This is a genomic window from Paenibacillus rhizolycopersici (genome assembly GCF_014947195.2).
In the GTDB taxonomy this organism is placed as follows: Bacteria; Bacillota; Bacilli; order Paenibacillales; family Paenibacillaceae; genus Fontibacillus; species Fontibacillus rhizolycopersici.
This window is the reverse complement of sequence record NZ_JADCNN020000015.1, coordinates 28,474-44,273: the sequence shown is the minus strand read 5'-3', so window position 1 is coordinate 44,273 and position 15,800 is coordinate 28,474. Positions and strand designations below refer to the sequence as shown.

Annotated in this window: 13 protein-coding genes; all 13 read right to left on the bottom strand. The window is 51.5% G+C overall.

The genetic code is table 11. From position 1 onward, the window contains the following. Window positions 1–60: 60 nt before the first annotated feature. Window positions 61–1,740 carry a ribonuclease J gene (locus IM700_RS15825; RefSeq protein WP_155608005.1) on the bottom strand — a complete coding sequence of 560 codons (1,680 nt, stop codon included), beginning with the start codon at window positions 1,738–1,740 and terminating at the stop codon, window positions 61–63. 461 nt (window positions 1,741–2,201) lie between these two features. Beyond that, window positions 2,202–3,062: a 4-hydroxy-tetrahydrodipicolinate synthase gene (dapA, locus tag IM700_RS15820; RefSeq protein WP_193415393.1), complete on the bottom strand. Its 861-nt coding sequence runs from the start codon at window positions 3,060–3,062 to the stop codon at window positions 2,202–2,204. A gap of 97 nt (window positions 3,063–3,159) precedes the next feature. Next, a complete protein-coding gene (dapG, locus tag IM700_RS15815) occupies window positions 3,160–4,380 on the bottom strand; it encodes an aspartate kinase (RefSeq protein ID WP_155608006.1) in 1,221 nt (406 codons plus the stop codon). Between the two features lie 262 nt (window positions 4,381–4,642). Beyond that, the gene (locus IM700_RS15810) at window positions 4,643–5,236 is read right to left on the bottom strand and encodes a dipicolinate synthase subunit B (RefSeq protein ID WP_193415242.1); all 594 of its coding nucleotides are present in this window, start codon (window positions 5,234–5,236) and stop codon (window positions 4,643–4,645) included. Further along, the gene (dpsA, locus tag IM700_RS15805; RefSeq protein ID WP_193415241.1) at window positions 5,233–6,132 is read right to left on the bottom strand and encodes a dipicolinate synthase subunit DpsA; all 900 of its coding nucleotides are present in this window, start codon (window positions 6,130–6,132) and stop codon (window positions 5,233–5,235) included. The genes IM700_RS15810 and dpsA overlap by 4 nt, the downstream gene beginning before the upstream one ends. 856 nt (window positions 6,133–6,988) lie before the next feature. Beyond that, entirely contained in the window at window positions 6,989–7,444 is a 456-nt protein-coding gene (gene dut, locus IM700_RS15800; RefSeq protein WP_418888791.1) for a dUTP diphosphatase, read from the bottom strand. Beyond that, window positions 7,428–8,681: a M16 family metallopeptidase gene (locus IM700_RS15795; RefSeq protein WP_193415239.1), complete on the bottom strand. Its 1,254-nt coding sequence runs from the start codon at window positions 8,679–8,681 to the stop codon at window positions 7,428–7,430. The genes dut and IM700_RS15795 overlap by 17 nt, the downstream gene beginning before the upstream one ends. 85 nt (window positions 8,682–8,766) lie before the next feature. Continuing rightward, window positions 8,767–9,813 (bottom strand): polysaccharide deacetylase family protein, encoded by a 1,047-nt coding sequence (locus IM700_RS15790; protein ID WP_193415238.1) that lies wholly within the window; start codon window positions 9,811–9,813, stop codon window positions 8,767–8,769. Window positions 9,814–9,967: 154 nt separating this feature from the next. Then, complete coding sequence (pnp, locus tag IM700_RS15785) at window positions 9,968–12,076, bottom strand: polyribonucleotide nucleotidyltransferase (RefSeq protein WP_193415237.1); 2,109 nt, start codon at window positions 12,074–12,076, stop codon at window positions 9,968–9,970. A 245-nt stretch (window positions 12,077–12,321) separates the two neighbouring features. Continuing rightward, the gene (gene rpsO / locus IM700_RS15780; RefSeq protein ID WP_018752384.1) at window positions 12,322–12,591 is read right to left on the bottom strand and encodes a 30S ribosomal protein S15; all 270 of its coding nucleotides are present in this window, start codon (window positions 12,589–12,591) and stop codon (window positions 12,322–12,324) included. Between the two features lie 170 nt (window positions 12,592–12,761). Next, window positions 12,762–13,709, bottom strand: coding sequence for a bifunctional riboflavin kinase/FAD synthetase (locus IM700_RS15775; protein ID WP_155608009.1), 948 nt, complete (start codon window positions 13,707–13,709; stop codon window positions 12,762–12,764). Window positions 13,710–13,755: 46 nt separating this feature from the next. After that, a complete protein-coding gene (gene truB, locus IM700_RS15770; protein ID WP_155608010.1) occupies window positions 13,756–14,673 on the bottom strand; it encodes a tRNA pseudouridine(55) synthase TruB in 918 nt (305 codons plus the stop codon). Beyond that, window positions 14,670–15,650, bottom strand: a complete 981-nt coding sequence (locus IM700_RS15765; protein ID WP_193415236.1) for a DHH family phosphoesterase — start codon at window positions 15,648–15,650, stop codon at window positions 14,670–14,672. Before IM700_RS15765 ends, truB begins: the two co-directional genes overlap by 4 nt. Between the last annotated feature and the right edge of the window lie 150 nt (window positions 15,651–15,800).

The window sequence follows — 15,800 nt, the reverse complement described above, 5'->3', positions numbered from 1 at the left end:
TCCTGCAAGGAACCGTCCAATTACCGGCAGGAAAAGAGGCGACTGTGTGCTATACGATTGTTATACTTCCATAATGATCGGCAAGATCATCGGTCTACGGCGCGTTTGCTCATACAAGAATCGGCCGAGCGCATCCTTGACGTTGGTTTTCAACGATGCCCACTCGTTCACGTTCTCGCTCATCAGCTTCTCGAGCGTGCTGGATACGATCCGATTCGCCTCATCCAGAAGCCCTTCCGATTCACGGACATAAACGAAGCCACGGGAAATGATATCCGGACCGGACACGATCGTACCGTCCTGCTTGCTAAGCGTAACGACGACAACCAGGATGCCGTCTTGGGACAACAGCTTGCGGTCGCGCAAAACGATATTGCCGACGTCGCCAACGCCAAGTCCATCGATCAGCACGTTGCCGGCAGGCACTTTCCCTGCTTTACGGGCTACGCCGTTCTGAATCTCGATGGTATCCCCGATATCAACCAGGAAAATGTTATCCGGCTCCACGCCAACCGACTCGCCGAGTAGCGCGTGTCTGCGCAGCATCCGGTATTCCCCGTGGATCGGAATGAAATATTTAGGCCGCATCAAATTCAGCATCAGCTTCAATTCTTCTTGGCTGCCGTGACCCGATACGTGCACGCCGGAGTTCGATCCGCTGTAAATGACTTCCGCGCCGAGGCGGAACAGCTCGTCGATCGTCCGTCCAACATACTTCTCATTGCCCGGTACTGGAGTTGCCGCGATGATAACCGTATCCCCGGGAAGGATATCGACCTTCCGGTGCGTCGAGCGAGCCATCCGCGTTAAAGCGGACATCGGTTCCCCTTGGCTGCCCGTGCACAGAATGACTACGCGGTCCGCCGCCATCTTGTTAACTTCCTCCGGCTCGATGATGATTCCGTCCGGAACGTTCAAATAACCAAGTTCTTCTGCAATCGTTACGACGTTAACCATGCTGCGTCCGATAATCGTCAGCTTCCGGTTCGTTGCGTACGCCGCGTCGATGACTTGTTGAATGCGGTGCACGTTGGAGGCGAAAGTCGCCACAACGACGCGTTGCTTCGCTTTATGAAAAATATCGCTAAGAACGATGCCGACATTCTTCTCCGAAGGCGTGAAGCCCGGTCTCTCCGCATTGGTGCTATCCGATAAAAGTGCTAAAACCCCATTTTTCCCGATTTCGCCCATCCGGTGCAAGTCCGCATATTGATCATTGACTGGGGTATGATCAAATTTGAAGTCGCCGGTATGAACCACGTTGCCTTCCGGGGTTTCGATGCATACGCCAACCGAATCCGGAATACTATGATTTGTCCGGAAGAACGAAGCTTTCATCGTCGTTCCGAGCTCGATCACGGAATCGGCGTTGATCAGCACGCGTTTCGTTTCGCCAAGCAGCCCCGCTTCCTTCAGCTTATTCTCGACAAGCCCTAAAGTCAGTTTTGTTCCGTAAACCGGAACGTTTAAGTTCTTCAACACATATGGCAAACCGCCGATATGGTCTTCGTGTCCGTGCGTCAGCACGATGCCTCTTACTTTATCGCGGTTCTCCGTCAAGTAAGTGATATCGGGAATGACGATGTCGATGCCAAGCATGTCCTCTTCCGGAAACTTAAGCCCGGAGTCGATGACCACGATGTCATTGGCATATTGAACGACATACATGTTCTTCCCAATTTCTGCGACGCCGCCCAATGCGAAAATCGTCAATTTTTCATTATTCATTTTTTTAGACAAGTGAATCTAACCCTCCTAATTATTTTGGACGTTGTATCGAAAATTCCTATGGAAATGGCTCCGACCACTGCGTTTGATTACCAATCTTTGATTGCAGGAATAAACAACCGCCTCGATCAAGACGGTCTGGTCGTGTCTCCAAATCATCATCTAAATGGTTGTTCAATCAAGCTATGGTAATGCCACATTGCTTCATCCAGCTTACAGCGATTTAGCATAACGAACTCCGCCTTCGCTTGCTGATGTAAGCCATTCTCTTGAACGAGCCATTTAATTTAAAAATTCACCGCACCCAGTCACTTGAAATCATTATACATGATTAAATTGGCAAAAAACAAGTCAGATGCTTTACCTACGTTTAACGTTACCTTGCACCATGACAAAAAAACCGATGCCTTCGTTGAAGGCATCGGTTTATGGAAATGCAGCACATTTTTGGTTAAAAAGCAAGATGGAACCGTTTAGAGCATGCTGCGAATCCGCAACGCTTCTTCTTCATTCGGCGGTACAAGCGGCAGCCGCACTGAACCAACGGGATGACCGGTCTCGTTTAACGCATATTTCACCGCAACCGGATTCGGGCACTCGAACAAAACCTTGAATAACGGCAGGAGCTCCCGATGCAAACGACTTGCTTCATCGACATGTCCGTTGAAGAATTGAACGACCATCTCTTTAATCGTGCGGCCAGCAACATGGCTGGCGACGCTGATGACGCCGTAAGCCCCCACTGCCATCGCCGGCAGTGCAGAAGCATCATCCCCCGAGTATACTCTAAAATGGTCTGGTGCCTGAGATACGATCGTGGCAATTTGATCGAGCGGCGCGCATTCCTTGGTAGCCACAATGTTAGGAATCTTCGCCAGCCGCAGCGTCGTATCTACGCTTAAACTGACCACCGTACGGCTCGGTACGTTATACAGAATGATCGGCAAGCTCGTAACGGCCGCGATCGCTTCAAAATGGCGGAAAAGGCCTTCCTGATTCGGCTTATTATAGTACGGGGCGACCAGCAGGATTCCGTCAACGCCGCATTTTTCGGCTTCACGCGTCAAATTTACGGAGTGAGCAGTATCGTTGCTGCCTGTGCCAGCGATGATTTTGCAGCGCCCGGCCACATGCTTCACCGTAAAGGCAAATAATTCAAGCTTTTCTTCGTCCGTTAGCGTAGGGGACTCTCCCGTTGTTCCGCTTACGACAAGGCTGTCGGACTGTTGCTCCTCCACCAAATAGTCGATCAGGCTTGCGGTCTGGTCCCAGTCAATTTTCCCTTGATCATTAAAAGGCGTTACCATGGCTGTAATTACTCTTCCGAAATCAATCACGCCATTTCCTCCTCCCGTCTCCCGCTTCGCTTTATTATTACTGCCCTATCAGCATTCCCTGCCTTTTCCCTATGCGATCCAACGATTTCGAGGGTTAACGACCCAGTTCGAATTTGGCATGCAACGCCCGCAGCGCTTGCACCATATCGTCCTTATGCACCAGCACCCAAATCGTGGTATTCGAATCTGCCGATTGCAGAATTTGAATCCCATGCTCGGTCAATGCTTCGACAATCTTTGCCATAATCCCCGGTACCCCGTTAATCCCGCCGCCGATGACCGAAACCTTGGCACAGCCGGTGCAGATTTGAGGTGAAAGCTCCAACGACTTCAATACCGCTTCAGCCTTGGCCGAATCTTTGTCAAACACGGTATAAACGACGCCTGTCGGGGTCACATTAATAAAATCAACGCTGATGTCATTCTCCGCCATCGTCTTAAACACTTGCAATTGCAGGTTATCCGGGCCCTTTCCAGCCGATTCCACCCGAATCTGCGTCACGTTCGCCACGTAAGCGATCCCAGTCACGTAACGGTCTACGATCCCGATCTGGACATCCTTAAACCCTTCGGGGTTAGCGACCAGCGTTCCTTCTCCCTGCGAAAAAGTCGATCGCACGCGAACAGGGATCCCTGATTGCATCGCGATTTCCACCGCACGGGGGTGAATGACCTTCGCGCCCTGATGCGCCATGTTGCAGATTTCTGCGTAGCTGACGTATTCCAGCGGCTTCGCATCCTCGACGATCCGCGGATCCGCGGTTAATATCCCATTCACGTCCGTGTATATGTCGACCATCTCAGCGTGCAACGCAGCTCCCAAGGCCGTTGCGGATGTATCGCTACCTCCGCGTCCCAACGTCGTGAAATCGCCGCCCTGATTTTGACCCTGAAATCCCGTCACGATTACGACATCCTTCTGCTGCAGTTCTTCCAGCACCCTTGTAGGGACGATATCCAGAATTCTTGCATTGCCGTACTGGCTGTCCGTTCGGAAACCGGCTTGGGCTCCGGTTAACACGACGGAGGAAATGTTCCGCTCGGTTAACAGACTGCATAGTTTGGCTGCGGAAATAATTTCACCACAAGCCATTAACAAATCTTGTTCGCGAGGCGGCAAATAGCCATCCCCCTCGGCAACCAAATCAAGCAAAGTATCTGTCGCGTAAGGATCGCCTTTGCGGCCCATGGCCGAAACCACCACGACGAGCCGGAAACCGTTATCCAGTTCCCGGCGTACGTGTGAGATGACATGGTCTCTTGCTTCCTTCGTTGAAAGAGACGTGCCACCAAATTTTTGCACCAAAATGCGCATGGATATTCCTCCAGTTAATAAGTGCGGAGTAAAGCGATGACTTCATTCCGTAAGATTTAGTAAGATTAACGAACCCAGAGCTTCGAAAACATACCCCTTCGCCGCAATGATCTCCGCGATTGTAAACGGCATTCCATGCTGCGCCTTTGAGCAAATTGTTCCGATACTTTCTACCTTTGTTGTTGAGTCCGTCCTGAGAAAATCGCGGCGTGTAACGGCCTGCATGGGTTACTTGAGCACCTGGCATGCCCTCTGCTGCCGATTACCCATGAAAGCGTTCGATAATCAGCGGTTGCAGCTGTTTGCCTTCAAGCGCAGCATAGCAAGCTTCAGGTACCAGTTCCATATTGGCTACCAGCGAATTCGGTTTACCGATCGGATTATCTTGACCGAATGGAACGAAATACACGTTTTTAGCCACGATTAATTTAGCGATGTTCGCCAAATTAAAACCTAAACCGTCATTAGTCGACACCGCGATGACGAGTGGACGCCCGTTTCGCAGTTGGGCTTTCGCCGCCATAAGCACGGGACTGTCCGTAACGGCGTTAGCCAACTTGCTCGTGCTCGTTCCCGTGCAGGGCGCGATAACCAAAACGTCGAGCAGCTTGCTTGGACCCAGCGGTTCAGCTTCGACAATTGAAGAAATAATATCATTCCCTGTAATATCTTTCAACTGTTTACGCCAATCTTCTGATTTACCGAAACGGGTGTCGGTCGTAAGCACCGACTGGGATATGATCGGCACAACCTTCGCCCCTCCGTCAACAAAACGCTGAATCTGAGGCATCACCTCAGCAAACGTACAATGCGAGCCCGTAATGGCGTAACCTACCGTTTTTCCCTGCCAATTCACTGTTCATCCCCCCGTAATAAATACTCATCCAAAATCGACTGACAAATCGTATTTGCCATAATAATTCCAGCCGTTTTGGGAGCGACGATACCGGGGATGCCAGGGGCTAAAATCGCCTTGACTCCGCGCTTCTCGGCGAAACGGAAATCCGTCCCACCAGGCGCCGAAGCAAGGTCGATGATCACCGCCGTGCGGGGCAGTTTCGAGATGATTTGCGCTGTGACTATCATAGTCGGAATCGTATTAAAAATCAAGTCAACATCCGCTACGTTAGCGGCCAAATCCCTTGTGGCAAAAGGCTTCCAGCCCATTTGCACCGCTCTGGCCACGTCGTCTTCCCGGCGTACCCCTACCCTTACATTCGCTCCCAAACCCTGCAGCGTAGCCGCCAGCGTAAAACCTGTTCGCCCAATCCCCAGCACGATGCAAGTCGAACCGTGAATGGTAATGTCCGTATTCTGGATCGCCATCATCACGGCGCCTTCCGCTGTCGGAATCGAGTTATAGATGGCGACGTCGTCACGATCGAGCACCTCGATGATCTGGAAACCGTGATCCGTGCTCATTTGCTTCAAGAAGCTTTTGGCAATCCCGGTATAGACCAGTGTGCTTTTTCGAATAGCTGCGAACCATTCGTGTTTGATGACCAGTTGTTCCGCAGAGAACGGCGCTGGGACAACGCCGTGGTCATCGCAACCGATTACCGGAAGGATGATGACGTCGGCACCGGCCAGCAATCCTGGACTTAACGTCTCCTGCGATACTCCCTTCAGCGGGGTCTCCAACCGATCAAAGCCAACAACCCGTACCGTTGCGTCTAGTTCCAGACATTTGTTGATGACCTCCACCTGCCTGGCGTCACCACCGAGGAATACAATCGTTATTCCAGTCAGCATTCTTAGACGGCACTCCTTCCAAGCAACACAGTATAGAGCATCTTATGCCGTTGCCCACGAAGTGGTGAAAAGGGAGGATCCAGGATATGTAAATCGTCATCGCAGCACGATGACTCCCGTTTATCAAGCCGCTTTTTCTTTGCTTTTGAAGAACTTATGGTGTAACTTCAAGATCCTCACACCGGTATCAGCTCTTATTTACCCTCCCTGCTATACTTGGATTTACCTTTATATTGGACGCCCCAAGGCCCGGTTGTTATAAGGACAATGGCGTCATTACAACGAGGTGATCTTGTTGTCGAGTTGGGTGGGCTTACGCCTTCACAGCTATTAATCGCGCTTTCCAAGGGAGTACCTGCTGTGAAAAATGAACATTGGTTAAAAATGATGGGGTGCAGGAGAAGAAGAACATTCGGAATGTAGCTGTAGATTTACGAGACCATACGGAGGGTTAGTTCGGCGCCAAGACATTATTGAAGAACGAGACGCCCAAATGGAGAAGTTAAAGGAGATCGCATCTGCTGCAGTTCAAGGGAATAGCCACAATAGTATAAGATCGTGCGGTGTTGGGCGGTTTCTCTCATGTACTAGTCCTGGAGAAAACAAGGGACATTTAGGTCGCTATTTCAACCAAATCCCTCTAAATCTCAATAATAGAGGACATTTAGGGCTTAATTCTGAGCTGAACTGGGCCTATTAAGCAACTTTTAAGAGCGATGAATGAAAATAAGGGTAAAAAAGTCCTTTATTTCGGCTATAACCCCTGCTTAACCGAAAATAAGAACCTTTTTTACCCTTATCCACTAGTTACCTACAGAAGAAATGCAGGTTCAAATATGCCCTTTGCTCCTACGCTTTACTTCGTTCCCGTATGGCCAAATCCACCGTCGCCGCGAACGGTCTCAGACAGCTCGTCCACTTGAACGAGATTCACCTCAGGAACGATCTGGAACACCATCTGTGCAATCCGTTCATTCCGCTGAATCACAAACGGCTCCTGCCCGAGGTTGATCAGCAGTACCTTAATTTCGCCGCGATAATCGGCATCGATCGTACCCGGCGTGTTTAGACACGTAATCCCGTGCTTAAAGGCCAGACCGCTGCGCGGACGGATTTGCGCCTCTAGGCCGCCGGGCATCGCAATGGCGATCCCGGTCGGCACGAGGGCACGTTGCCCCGGCTGGAGCGTCAGTTGCTCCGTAACGGCAGCATAGAGGTCAAAGCCGGAGGCTAGCTCCGACATTTTGCGAGGCAGTTCAATATCTTCATTTCCCGCTAAACGGTTAATTTGTACTTCAAACGACAAGTTCATCTCTCCTTACTCCCGAAATCACACGATCCGAGGAACCCACCATCGCAAGCGAAAACGGTTGGCTAAACATAGCCTTCATCACCTGATTGACATCGTCCATCGTCACCGCCTCGATCCGGGCGATCATTTCATCCAAGGTATAATGTCTGCCGAGCATCAACTCGTTCTTGCCGAGTCGATTCATCCGGCTTCCGGTGCTCTCCAGGCTCAAGATCAAGCTCCCCTTCAATTGTTCCTTGCCTTTACTCAGCTCACCGACGGTAATCCCGTTGACCGATACGTCGTGCAGGATCTCCTTGGTCAAGTCCAGCACTTCCTTGGTCTGGCGAGGCGCGGTTCCTGCGTAAACCGTAAATAATCCGCTGTCTGCATGCGAGCTATGATAGGAGTACACGGAATACGCCAAACCGCGTTTCTCGCGAATCTCCTGGAAGAGGCGCGAACTCATGCCACCGCCAATCGCATTGTTAAGCAGCACCATGGCGTACTGCTTCTCTTCGCCAACCGATAATCCCGGAAAAGATAAGCAAATATGGTTCTGCTCTGTTTTCTTGCGATGAAATCGGAGTCCACCAAGAAAATCGGGTGATTCCAACGCGCTGGAACTTCCTCGGTTCGAAAAGTCTCCGAAATATTTCTCTAGCAGATCGATCACGTGATCGTCTATGTTGCCGGCAACGCTGATGACCGTGTTCTCGATCGTGTAGTGCTCCCGCATATATTCCCGAAGATGCTCGGATTCCATTGCGCGAAGCTGCTCCTCGGTTCCTAAAATCGGCAGCGCCAGCGGATGTTCCCCGTAAGCCGCCTGTGACACGAGGTCGTGCACCATATCGTCTGGCGTATCTTCGTACATGGAGATTTCTTCGACGATCACGTTCTTCTCTTTCCGCAACTCTTCCGCATCGAACAAGGAACGGAAAAACATGTCCGACAACACGTCAACCGCGATCGGTAAATGCTCATCCAGCACTTTGGCATAATAACAGGTATATTCCTTTGACGTAAATGCGTTTACATTCCCGCCGATCGCATCAAATTGCTCTGCGATATCCTTGGCGCTGTACCGCTCCGTACCTTTAAATAACATGTGTTCGATGAAATGTGAAATTCCGCCCCGTTCAGGGCTCTCATTGCGGGAGCCGGTTTTGACCCAAATACCGAACGAGACAGAACGACAAGTCGGTATTTTCTCCATAACCACCCGAAGGCCGTTTTTCAATTGCGTTTTCTTCACGAGAGGCCCTCCTAAATGTTTTGCAAAGCATTTCTGTGCATCGTTAATAAATGCATCCCTATCCTACCAAAAAAAGGCGGCAAGCTCAACTCTGAGGAACCTCGGCTTCGATCCGGTCCGGCGACAACGTCTGCTCTACCGTGCCTAGCGTCAGCCCTTTACTTCGGATGGCCTGAATCATCCCCTCAATCGCATCCCGGCTGGATGCCGTCGGATGCATCAGAATGAGCGTTCCCGGCTCCACCTTGCTGCCGATCTTACTGATGATGCTGGATGCCGGCGGGTTTCTCCAATCCACTGTATCCAAGGTCCACAAGACCGTCTTGAGCCCTTGTTCTGCTGCCAGTTTAACGGTTTGCATATTATAATCGCCCGAAGGCGGAGCAAACCAGCGGTTCTCCACGCCCAGCTTCTCCTTCAACAGGTCTTTCGTCTTGGAGATCTCGAGACGAGCCCGGGTTACTTCCAACTCGCTCATATTCGGATGCGAGTAGGCATGATTTTCAATTTGATGACCCCGCCGCTTGATTTCAGCGGCCATCTCTTCATTCTTCTTTAACCAGCTGCCATCGAGGAAGAAGGTAGCTTTCACCTTCGACTTATCCAACGTATCAAGCATAGGCACAAGATATTCGTTGCCCCAGGCGACATTGATCATCAGCGCCGCCATCGGCTTATTCGGATTCCCCCGGTATATCGGCTGGGCACCCAGATCATCCAGATTCACCTTCGGTTTCAGCTCGCGATATACGTATTCGATTTCAGCACCTTCTGGTTGCTGCTTGGCCTTGGCGTAGGTGAGTTCAATATCCACCTCACGGCCGTTATAACCGGGAATGGCTTTCCAGACCCGGTCGACGACGGCGTCCACCGGCGCAATCCGCCGCTTTGCGGCCTCATCTCGGATTTGAGCCAGAAGTGGATCTGGAGCCTTCGTAGCCCCGCCGCTTTCTTGATCTTGCAAGCCTTTAGCGCCAGGGCCTCCGGCCAGGTCGTTAATCAGGCGGAAGGCGAAGCTGCCGCCCTCTCCCTCTGAGCTTTCCGCGACAAAAGCCCGAATGCCAGCAAACTGCCCCAGTATCATGACAAAGGCAATGCATATCGCGATGACCGCAAACTTGTTCCGACCCATGCTGAAGCTCATCCCCTCAAACGGTTTTTGTCCCCATCATATGTTGACAAGCCCGTAGATATGCTTCCTTTCCGGAAGCATTAAAAAAGAGCCAGAATTGATTCATTCTGTCTCTTTTCCCGCAAGGATGGCCTGCGTCGTCAAGCTGCGTTATTTAGTTGGAAGAGGATTTTTCCGTTTCTGCGGTTAGTACCGCTTTGCGGGAAAGATTGATCCGTCCTTGGTTGTCGATCTCGGTTACCTTGACAGTTACCGTATCACCGATCGCCACGACGTCCTCCACTTTAGCTACGCGTTCCGTGGACAACTGGGAAATATGCACCAAACCGTCTTTCCCCGGCAAAATCTCGACGAAAGCGCCGAATTTTTCAATCCGTTTGACGGTACCTACATAAATTTCACCGACCACGACTTCCTTGACGATCCCTTCGATAATCGAACGCGCTTTGCTGTTCATCTCTTCGTTCGTAGAAGCGATAAATACGCGGCCGTCTTGTTCGATATCGATTTTCACGCCGGTTTCCTCGATGATCTTGTTGATGATCTTGCCGCCTGCCCCGATGACATCGCGGATCTTGTCCGGATTGATGTGCATGATAACGATCTTCGGCGCGTAAGGGGACAAATGCTCCTTCGGCTTTTGAATGCGCTCCATCATTTTGGACAGGATAAACATCCGACCTTCTCGGGCTTGTTTCAAAGCATCGGTCAAAATCTGCCGGTCGATTCCGTCGATCTTGATATCCATTTGAATAGCCGTAACGCCTTCCGAAGTGCCTGCCACTTTGAAGTCCATGTCGCCGAGATGATCTTCCATCCCTTGAATGTCAGTCAGGATAGACACGTGCTCGCCGTCTTTAATCAGACCCATCGCCACCCCGGCAACCGGAGCTTTGATCGGAACGCCCGCATCCATCATGGCCAGCGTGCTGGCGCAGATGCTCGCTTGGGACGTCGAACCGTTGGATTCCAATACTTCCGATACAAGACGAATCGTATACGGGAATTCGGTTTCCGGCGGAATCACCTTCGACAACGCGCGTTCGCCTAGAGCGCCGTGACCGATTTCGCGGCGGCCCGGAGCCCGGAGTGGACGAGCTTCACCAACGCTGAACGGCGGGAAGTTATAATGGTGCATAAAGCGCTTGGATTCTTCCAGATCGATGCCGTCAAGAATTTGAACGTCACCCAGTGCCCCCAGCGTACATACGCTCAACGCTTGCGTTTGACCGCGGGTAAACAGACCGGAGCCATGCGTACGTGGCAACAGATTAATATCGCATTCGATCGGACGAATTTCTTCCAATTTACGACCGTCAGGACGCACTTTATCATGGGTAATCAACCGGCGTACTTCTTCCTTAACGATGTCATGCAAGACTTCCTTCACATCGGCAAGCAATTCCGGCGATTCTATGTATTTCTCTTCGAAATGAGCCACCGTTTCATCGTTGATGGCATCAATCGCATCCTGACGTGCATGCTTCTCGGCAATTTTCACGGCTTCAACCAGACGATCCTGGGCCAAAGCGCGAACTTCCCGGTTCACATCTTCATTCACTTTATGGAGCTTCACTTGCATCTTCTCTTTGCCGGCTACTTTCACGAGCTCTTCGATGACGGCAACGATATTCTTGATTTCATCATGGCCGAACATGATCGCCTCGAGCATCACCTCTTCAGGCACTTCGTTGGCTTCCGCCTCCACCATCATGATGGCGTCTTTGGTACCGGCTACAACCACGTAAATGTCACTGGCTTCTTGCTCAGCCACGTCCGGATTAATCACGAATTGCCCGTTAACCCGTCCAACCGCTACGCCGCCGATCGGCCCGTTAAACGGAACATCGGAAATGCTCAGCGCTGCAGAAGTCCCAATCATTGCCGCAATTTCCGGCTCGCAGTCTTGATCCACGCTCATGACCAGGTTTACGATTTGCACGTCGTTACGGAATCCTTCCGGGAACAGCGGGCGAATCGGACGGTCGGTCAAGCGGCTAGCCAAAATGGCCTTTTCGCTCGGACGTCCTTCCCGTTTAATGAAGCCACCGGGAATTTTACCGACTGCATAAAGTTTCTCTTCATAATTGACCGTCAACGGGAAAAAGTCCAAGTCCTTGGGCTCCGAAGAGGCCGTAACCGTACAAAGCACCGCCGTATCTCCGTAGCGGACCATGACGGCCGCGTTTGCTTGCTTGGCCAATCGGCCGGTTTCCAAAATGAGAGGTCTCCCCCCCAAATTCATTTTCACTTGATTCTGCATGAAATCCCTCCTTATCACCATTACAAGTTCGGTACTGAGTTCATTATTTCCTGCTTTTCGGCAATTCATAAGATGAACGGCTGTCTAGCAATAGAAAGATGTCCTCATAACAAAAGCTCCTGAAGGAGCTGATCGTGGAAGCTTATCGTAACAAGCCCCTAAATGGGTAAAAAGCAACCCGGCCGCACACGCACGCTTCGCCAGCGTCCGCCATGCAACTAGGCTGCTTTTATCAAACTTTCGAATTAACGACGCAATCCAAGTTTCTCGATCAAAGCGGAGTAACGTCTCACGTCTTTGTTCTTCAGGTAAGCCAACAACTTACGACGTTGACCAACCATCTTCAGAAGACCGCGACGGGAATGATGGTCCTTCTTGTGCGTACGCAAGTGGTCCGTCAAATTCACGATGTTCTCCGTAAGGATAGCAATTTGCACCTCAGGGGATCCGGTATCGGACTCATGAGTTTTGTGCTCTTGGATCAATTGTTGTTTACGTTCTTGAGTCAATGCCATCCTGTTCACCTCCTTTATCTCAAATCGCCGTTAGCCTCGTCGCCGGCGGTGAAACCGCGCAACCAAGCCAAGGTTCTTGCTGCCGCTTGGAAAAAACATGTTCTTCCGCATGACAACGTTACATAGTATATCATAGCCGATAGGCAAAGTAAATGCCAAGTCCGGCTTGATTACGGGGAAGTCTTCAGCAGACGTTTAGCGGTATCTGCATCCCGTCCGATTTGGGCGATCAACTCATCCAGCGAAGTGAACTTGCGCTCCTCACGGATATAATGAACCAATTCCACGGACAAGCTCTCATCATAAATCTCACCGGAAAACTCAAATAGATGAGCTTCGAGCCAAAAGATCTTCCCATCCTCATGAAAGGTTGGCTTGACCCCAACGTTCATCACACCGGTGTAGGTGGTGCCGTTGTGGGTAACCCGCACGGCGTATACCCCGCTGGCCGGCACGACATAGTGTTCCGCCAGTTTAAGGTTCGCTGTCGGAAAACCGAGCTGGCGCCCACGCTTTTCACCGTGCATGACCGTCCCTCTCAGCGAGTACGTCCGACCAAACCAGCGATTGGCTAACTCGATTTCGCCCTCCTGCAGTGCCTTACGAATACCCGAGCTGCTGACCTTCTCCCCATCGATCAGGAACGGCGGCACCGTGTTCACGTCCAGAACATTGCCGCTCAACTCGCGAAGCATCCCTGCGTCTCCTTCACCCCGGTAACCATAGCGGAAGTCAAAGCCAACAACCGCCGTGTGTACCTTAAGCGGCACCAAGATCCCGGATACGAAATTTTGCGGACTCACCCGGGAGAAGGCATCGTTAAACTCGACGATATATACGAAATCCACGCCCATTTCCCGTAAAATTCGCTCCTTCTCCTCCGGGGGCGTCAAGTAGCCGTCATAATCGCCTTTCTTCATGACCTCCTTCGGATGCGGATGGAACGTCATGACGGAGGCGGGAAGGCCTAGTTCGCCAGCCAGCCTGACAGCAGAATCAATCACGCTGGCATGCCCCAGGTGAAGCCCATCAAATTGACCGATCGCCAGCACTTGCGGGCGAGCATTTTGTTCAATAAATCGTTCGGTTAGTGGATATGATAATCTTATCGTTTCCATGATCGTGTCACCTGCAATTTCCCTCGGAATGCGCATTTCATGAGTCCTATTCGGGTAAAAACACTTTGACTGCCTTCACAGCCATCGTCTCCTCTTCCACCCGGAAAATGCCTAAAAATTGATGTTCTGGGCTGTAAAGCCGTACGGTTTCACCGCGTTTGACCGCTGGAGATACGACGGTAGAAGACAGCCGTTGACCTTGCAATGCCGCTTTAACCTTATCGGCCTCGACGATATGGGCCGGCAAATGCTCCACAGCTCTATCAACCGGCAGTAAATGCTCTTGCAGCGTTCCGCCCGCGACATGCCTCGCTACCTCGTCCAGCGTCAGACAGTGCGACTCCGCGATGCCGGCCGACATTGTCCGCTTTAACTCGGTCATCGCAGCAGGGACGCCTAGAGCTCGCCCGATATCGACGCACAGTGTGCGGATGTAAGTCCCTTTGGAACATAACGCCCGGAAAGAAATCCGAGGATGAGGACCTTCCGGATGGAAAGCCAGCAGCTCCAATTCATGAATCGTCACTTCGCGGGGCTTACGCTCCACGGTTTTACCTTCCCGCGCCAACTCATACAATCGCTTGCCGTCTTGCTTCAGTGCGGAATACATCGGCGGAATCTGTGAGATCGTTCCAATGAAACGGGACAATACCTGTCGAACTTCCTCTTCCGTGACCCGAACTTCTTCCACTTGTTCGATGATTTCGCCCGTCATGTCCTCCGTATCCGTAGCAACGCCAAGCACTAGAGTCGCCTCATATTCCTTCGGCAATTCTTGCAAATATTCAACCATTCGCGTTGCGCGACCTAGACATAACGGCAACACGCCTGTGACTGCCGGGTCTAGCGTGCCGGTATGACCGATCCGTTTCATCTTCAGAATGCCGCGGCATTTGGCGACCACATCATGAGAAGTAAACCCAGCCGGCTTGTGGATAGGCAAAATGCCTTCGTATGCATTCATAACTGCAGCCTCACTTGTTCCAGAACCCTTGGGATGATCGTCTCCAAGGTACCCTCGATGCGAGCACCCGCAGCACGGACATGTCCGCCTCCACCAAAGCTTTGGGCGACCCTTGCCACATCGACGGTCCCGGCGGATCGCATGCTCACCTTAACGGCATGTTCGTTAATGACTTTAAACAGCAGCCCTACTTCGACCCCTTGAATATTCCGCGGATAATTGACGATGCCTTCCATATCCTCGTGAACCGCACCGGTCGCTTTCAAATCTTCGTCATCTACGGATACCCAGCCAATCTTCCCGTCTTCCGTAAGCTCAAGACCATTTAGTGCCCGGGTCAGTAAGCGCAGCTGCGGCAACGTCATTTGCTCCAGCAACAGCTCGGATAATCCGGGACCGTCTACGCCGTATTCCAACAGTTTGGATGCGGCCGCCATGACCTTCGGCGACGTGTTGGAATACCGAAACCCACCGGTATCCGTCAACAAACCTGTATAAAGCGCTGTTGCAGCCGACTCGTCCAATTCGAGTCTCATATAAGCAAGAAGATCGAATAAGATCTCGGCAGTGGCTGCCGCGCTCGGTACGACGAGATTGACCGAACCGTAAAGATCATTGGTCGGATGATGATCAATATTCAGCAGCTGCGCGCCTTCGGCAAACCATTCGTGCGTGGTACCTACTCGTTTGAAATCGGCGCAATCCACGCAAATCACATGATCAAATTTACGGTCAAGCGGCGTGACCGACAAGTCGAGAATTTCCTCCGCATGCCAAAGGTAACGCATCCGCTTGGGGATCGACCCTTCGTTGACCATCACGAATTTTTTGCCCAGACATGACAGAAGCCAGCCCACCACAAGGGTGGAACTGACTGCGTCACCGTCCGGCTGAACATGCGACACGATGAGGAAATGATCATTCTGAGTCAAAAACTCCTTGCTCTGACTCAGCTCCCGTTCATAGGTCGTCTGCATAGCCGTCTCCTTCTAGAGGACATCAAAAACTCATCTTTGGATCACGATGTATTTCATGTAGCCATTCGACATCGAATCTTGAACTCACCAGGTCCCTCCGTTGCTCACGTAGGCTTACCTACGCTCCGCTACTCGGTCCCCGGTTCATCC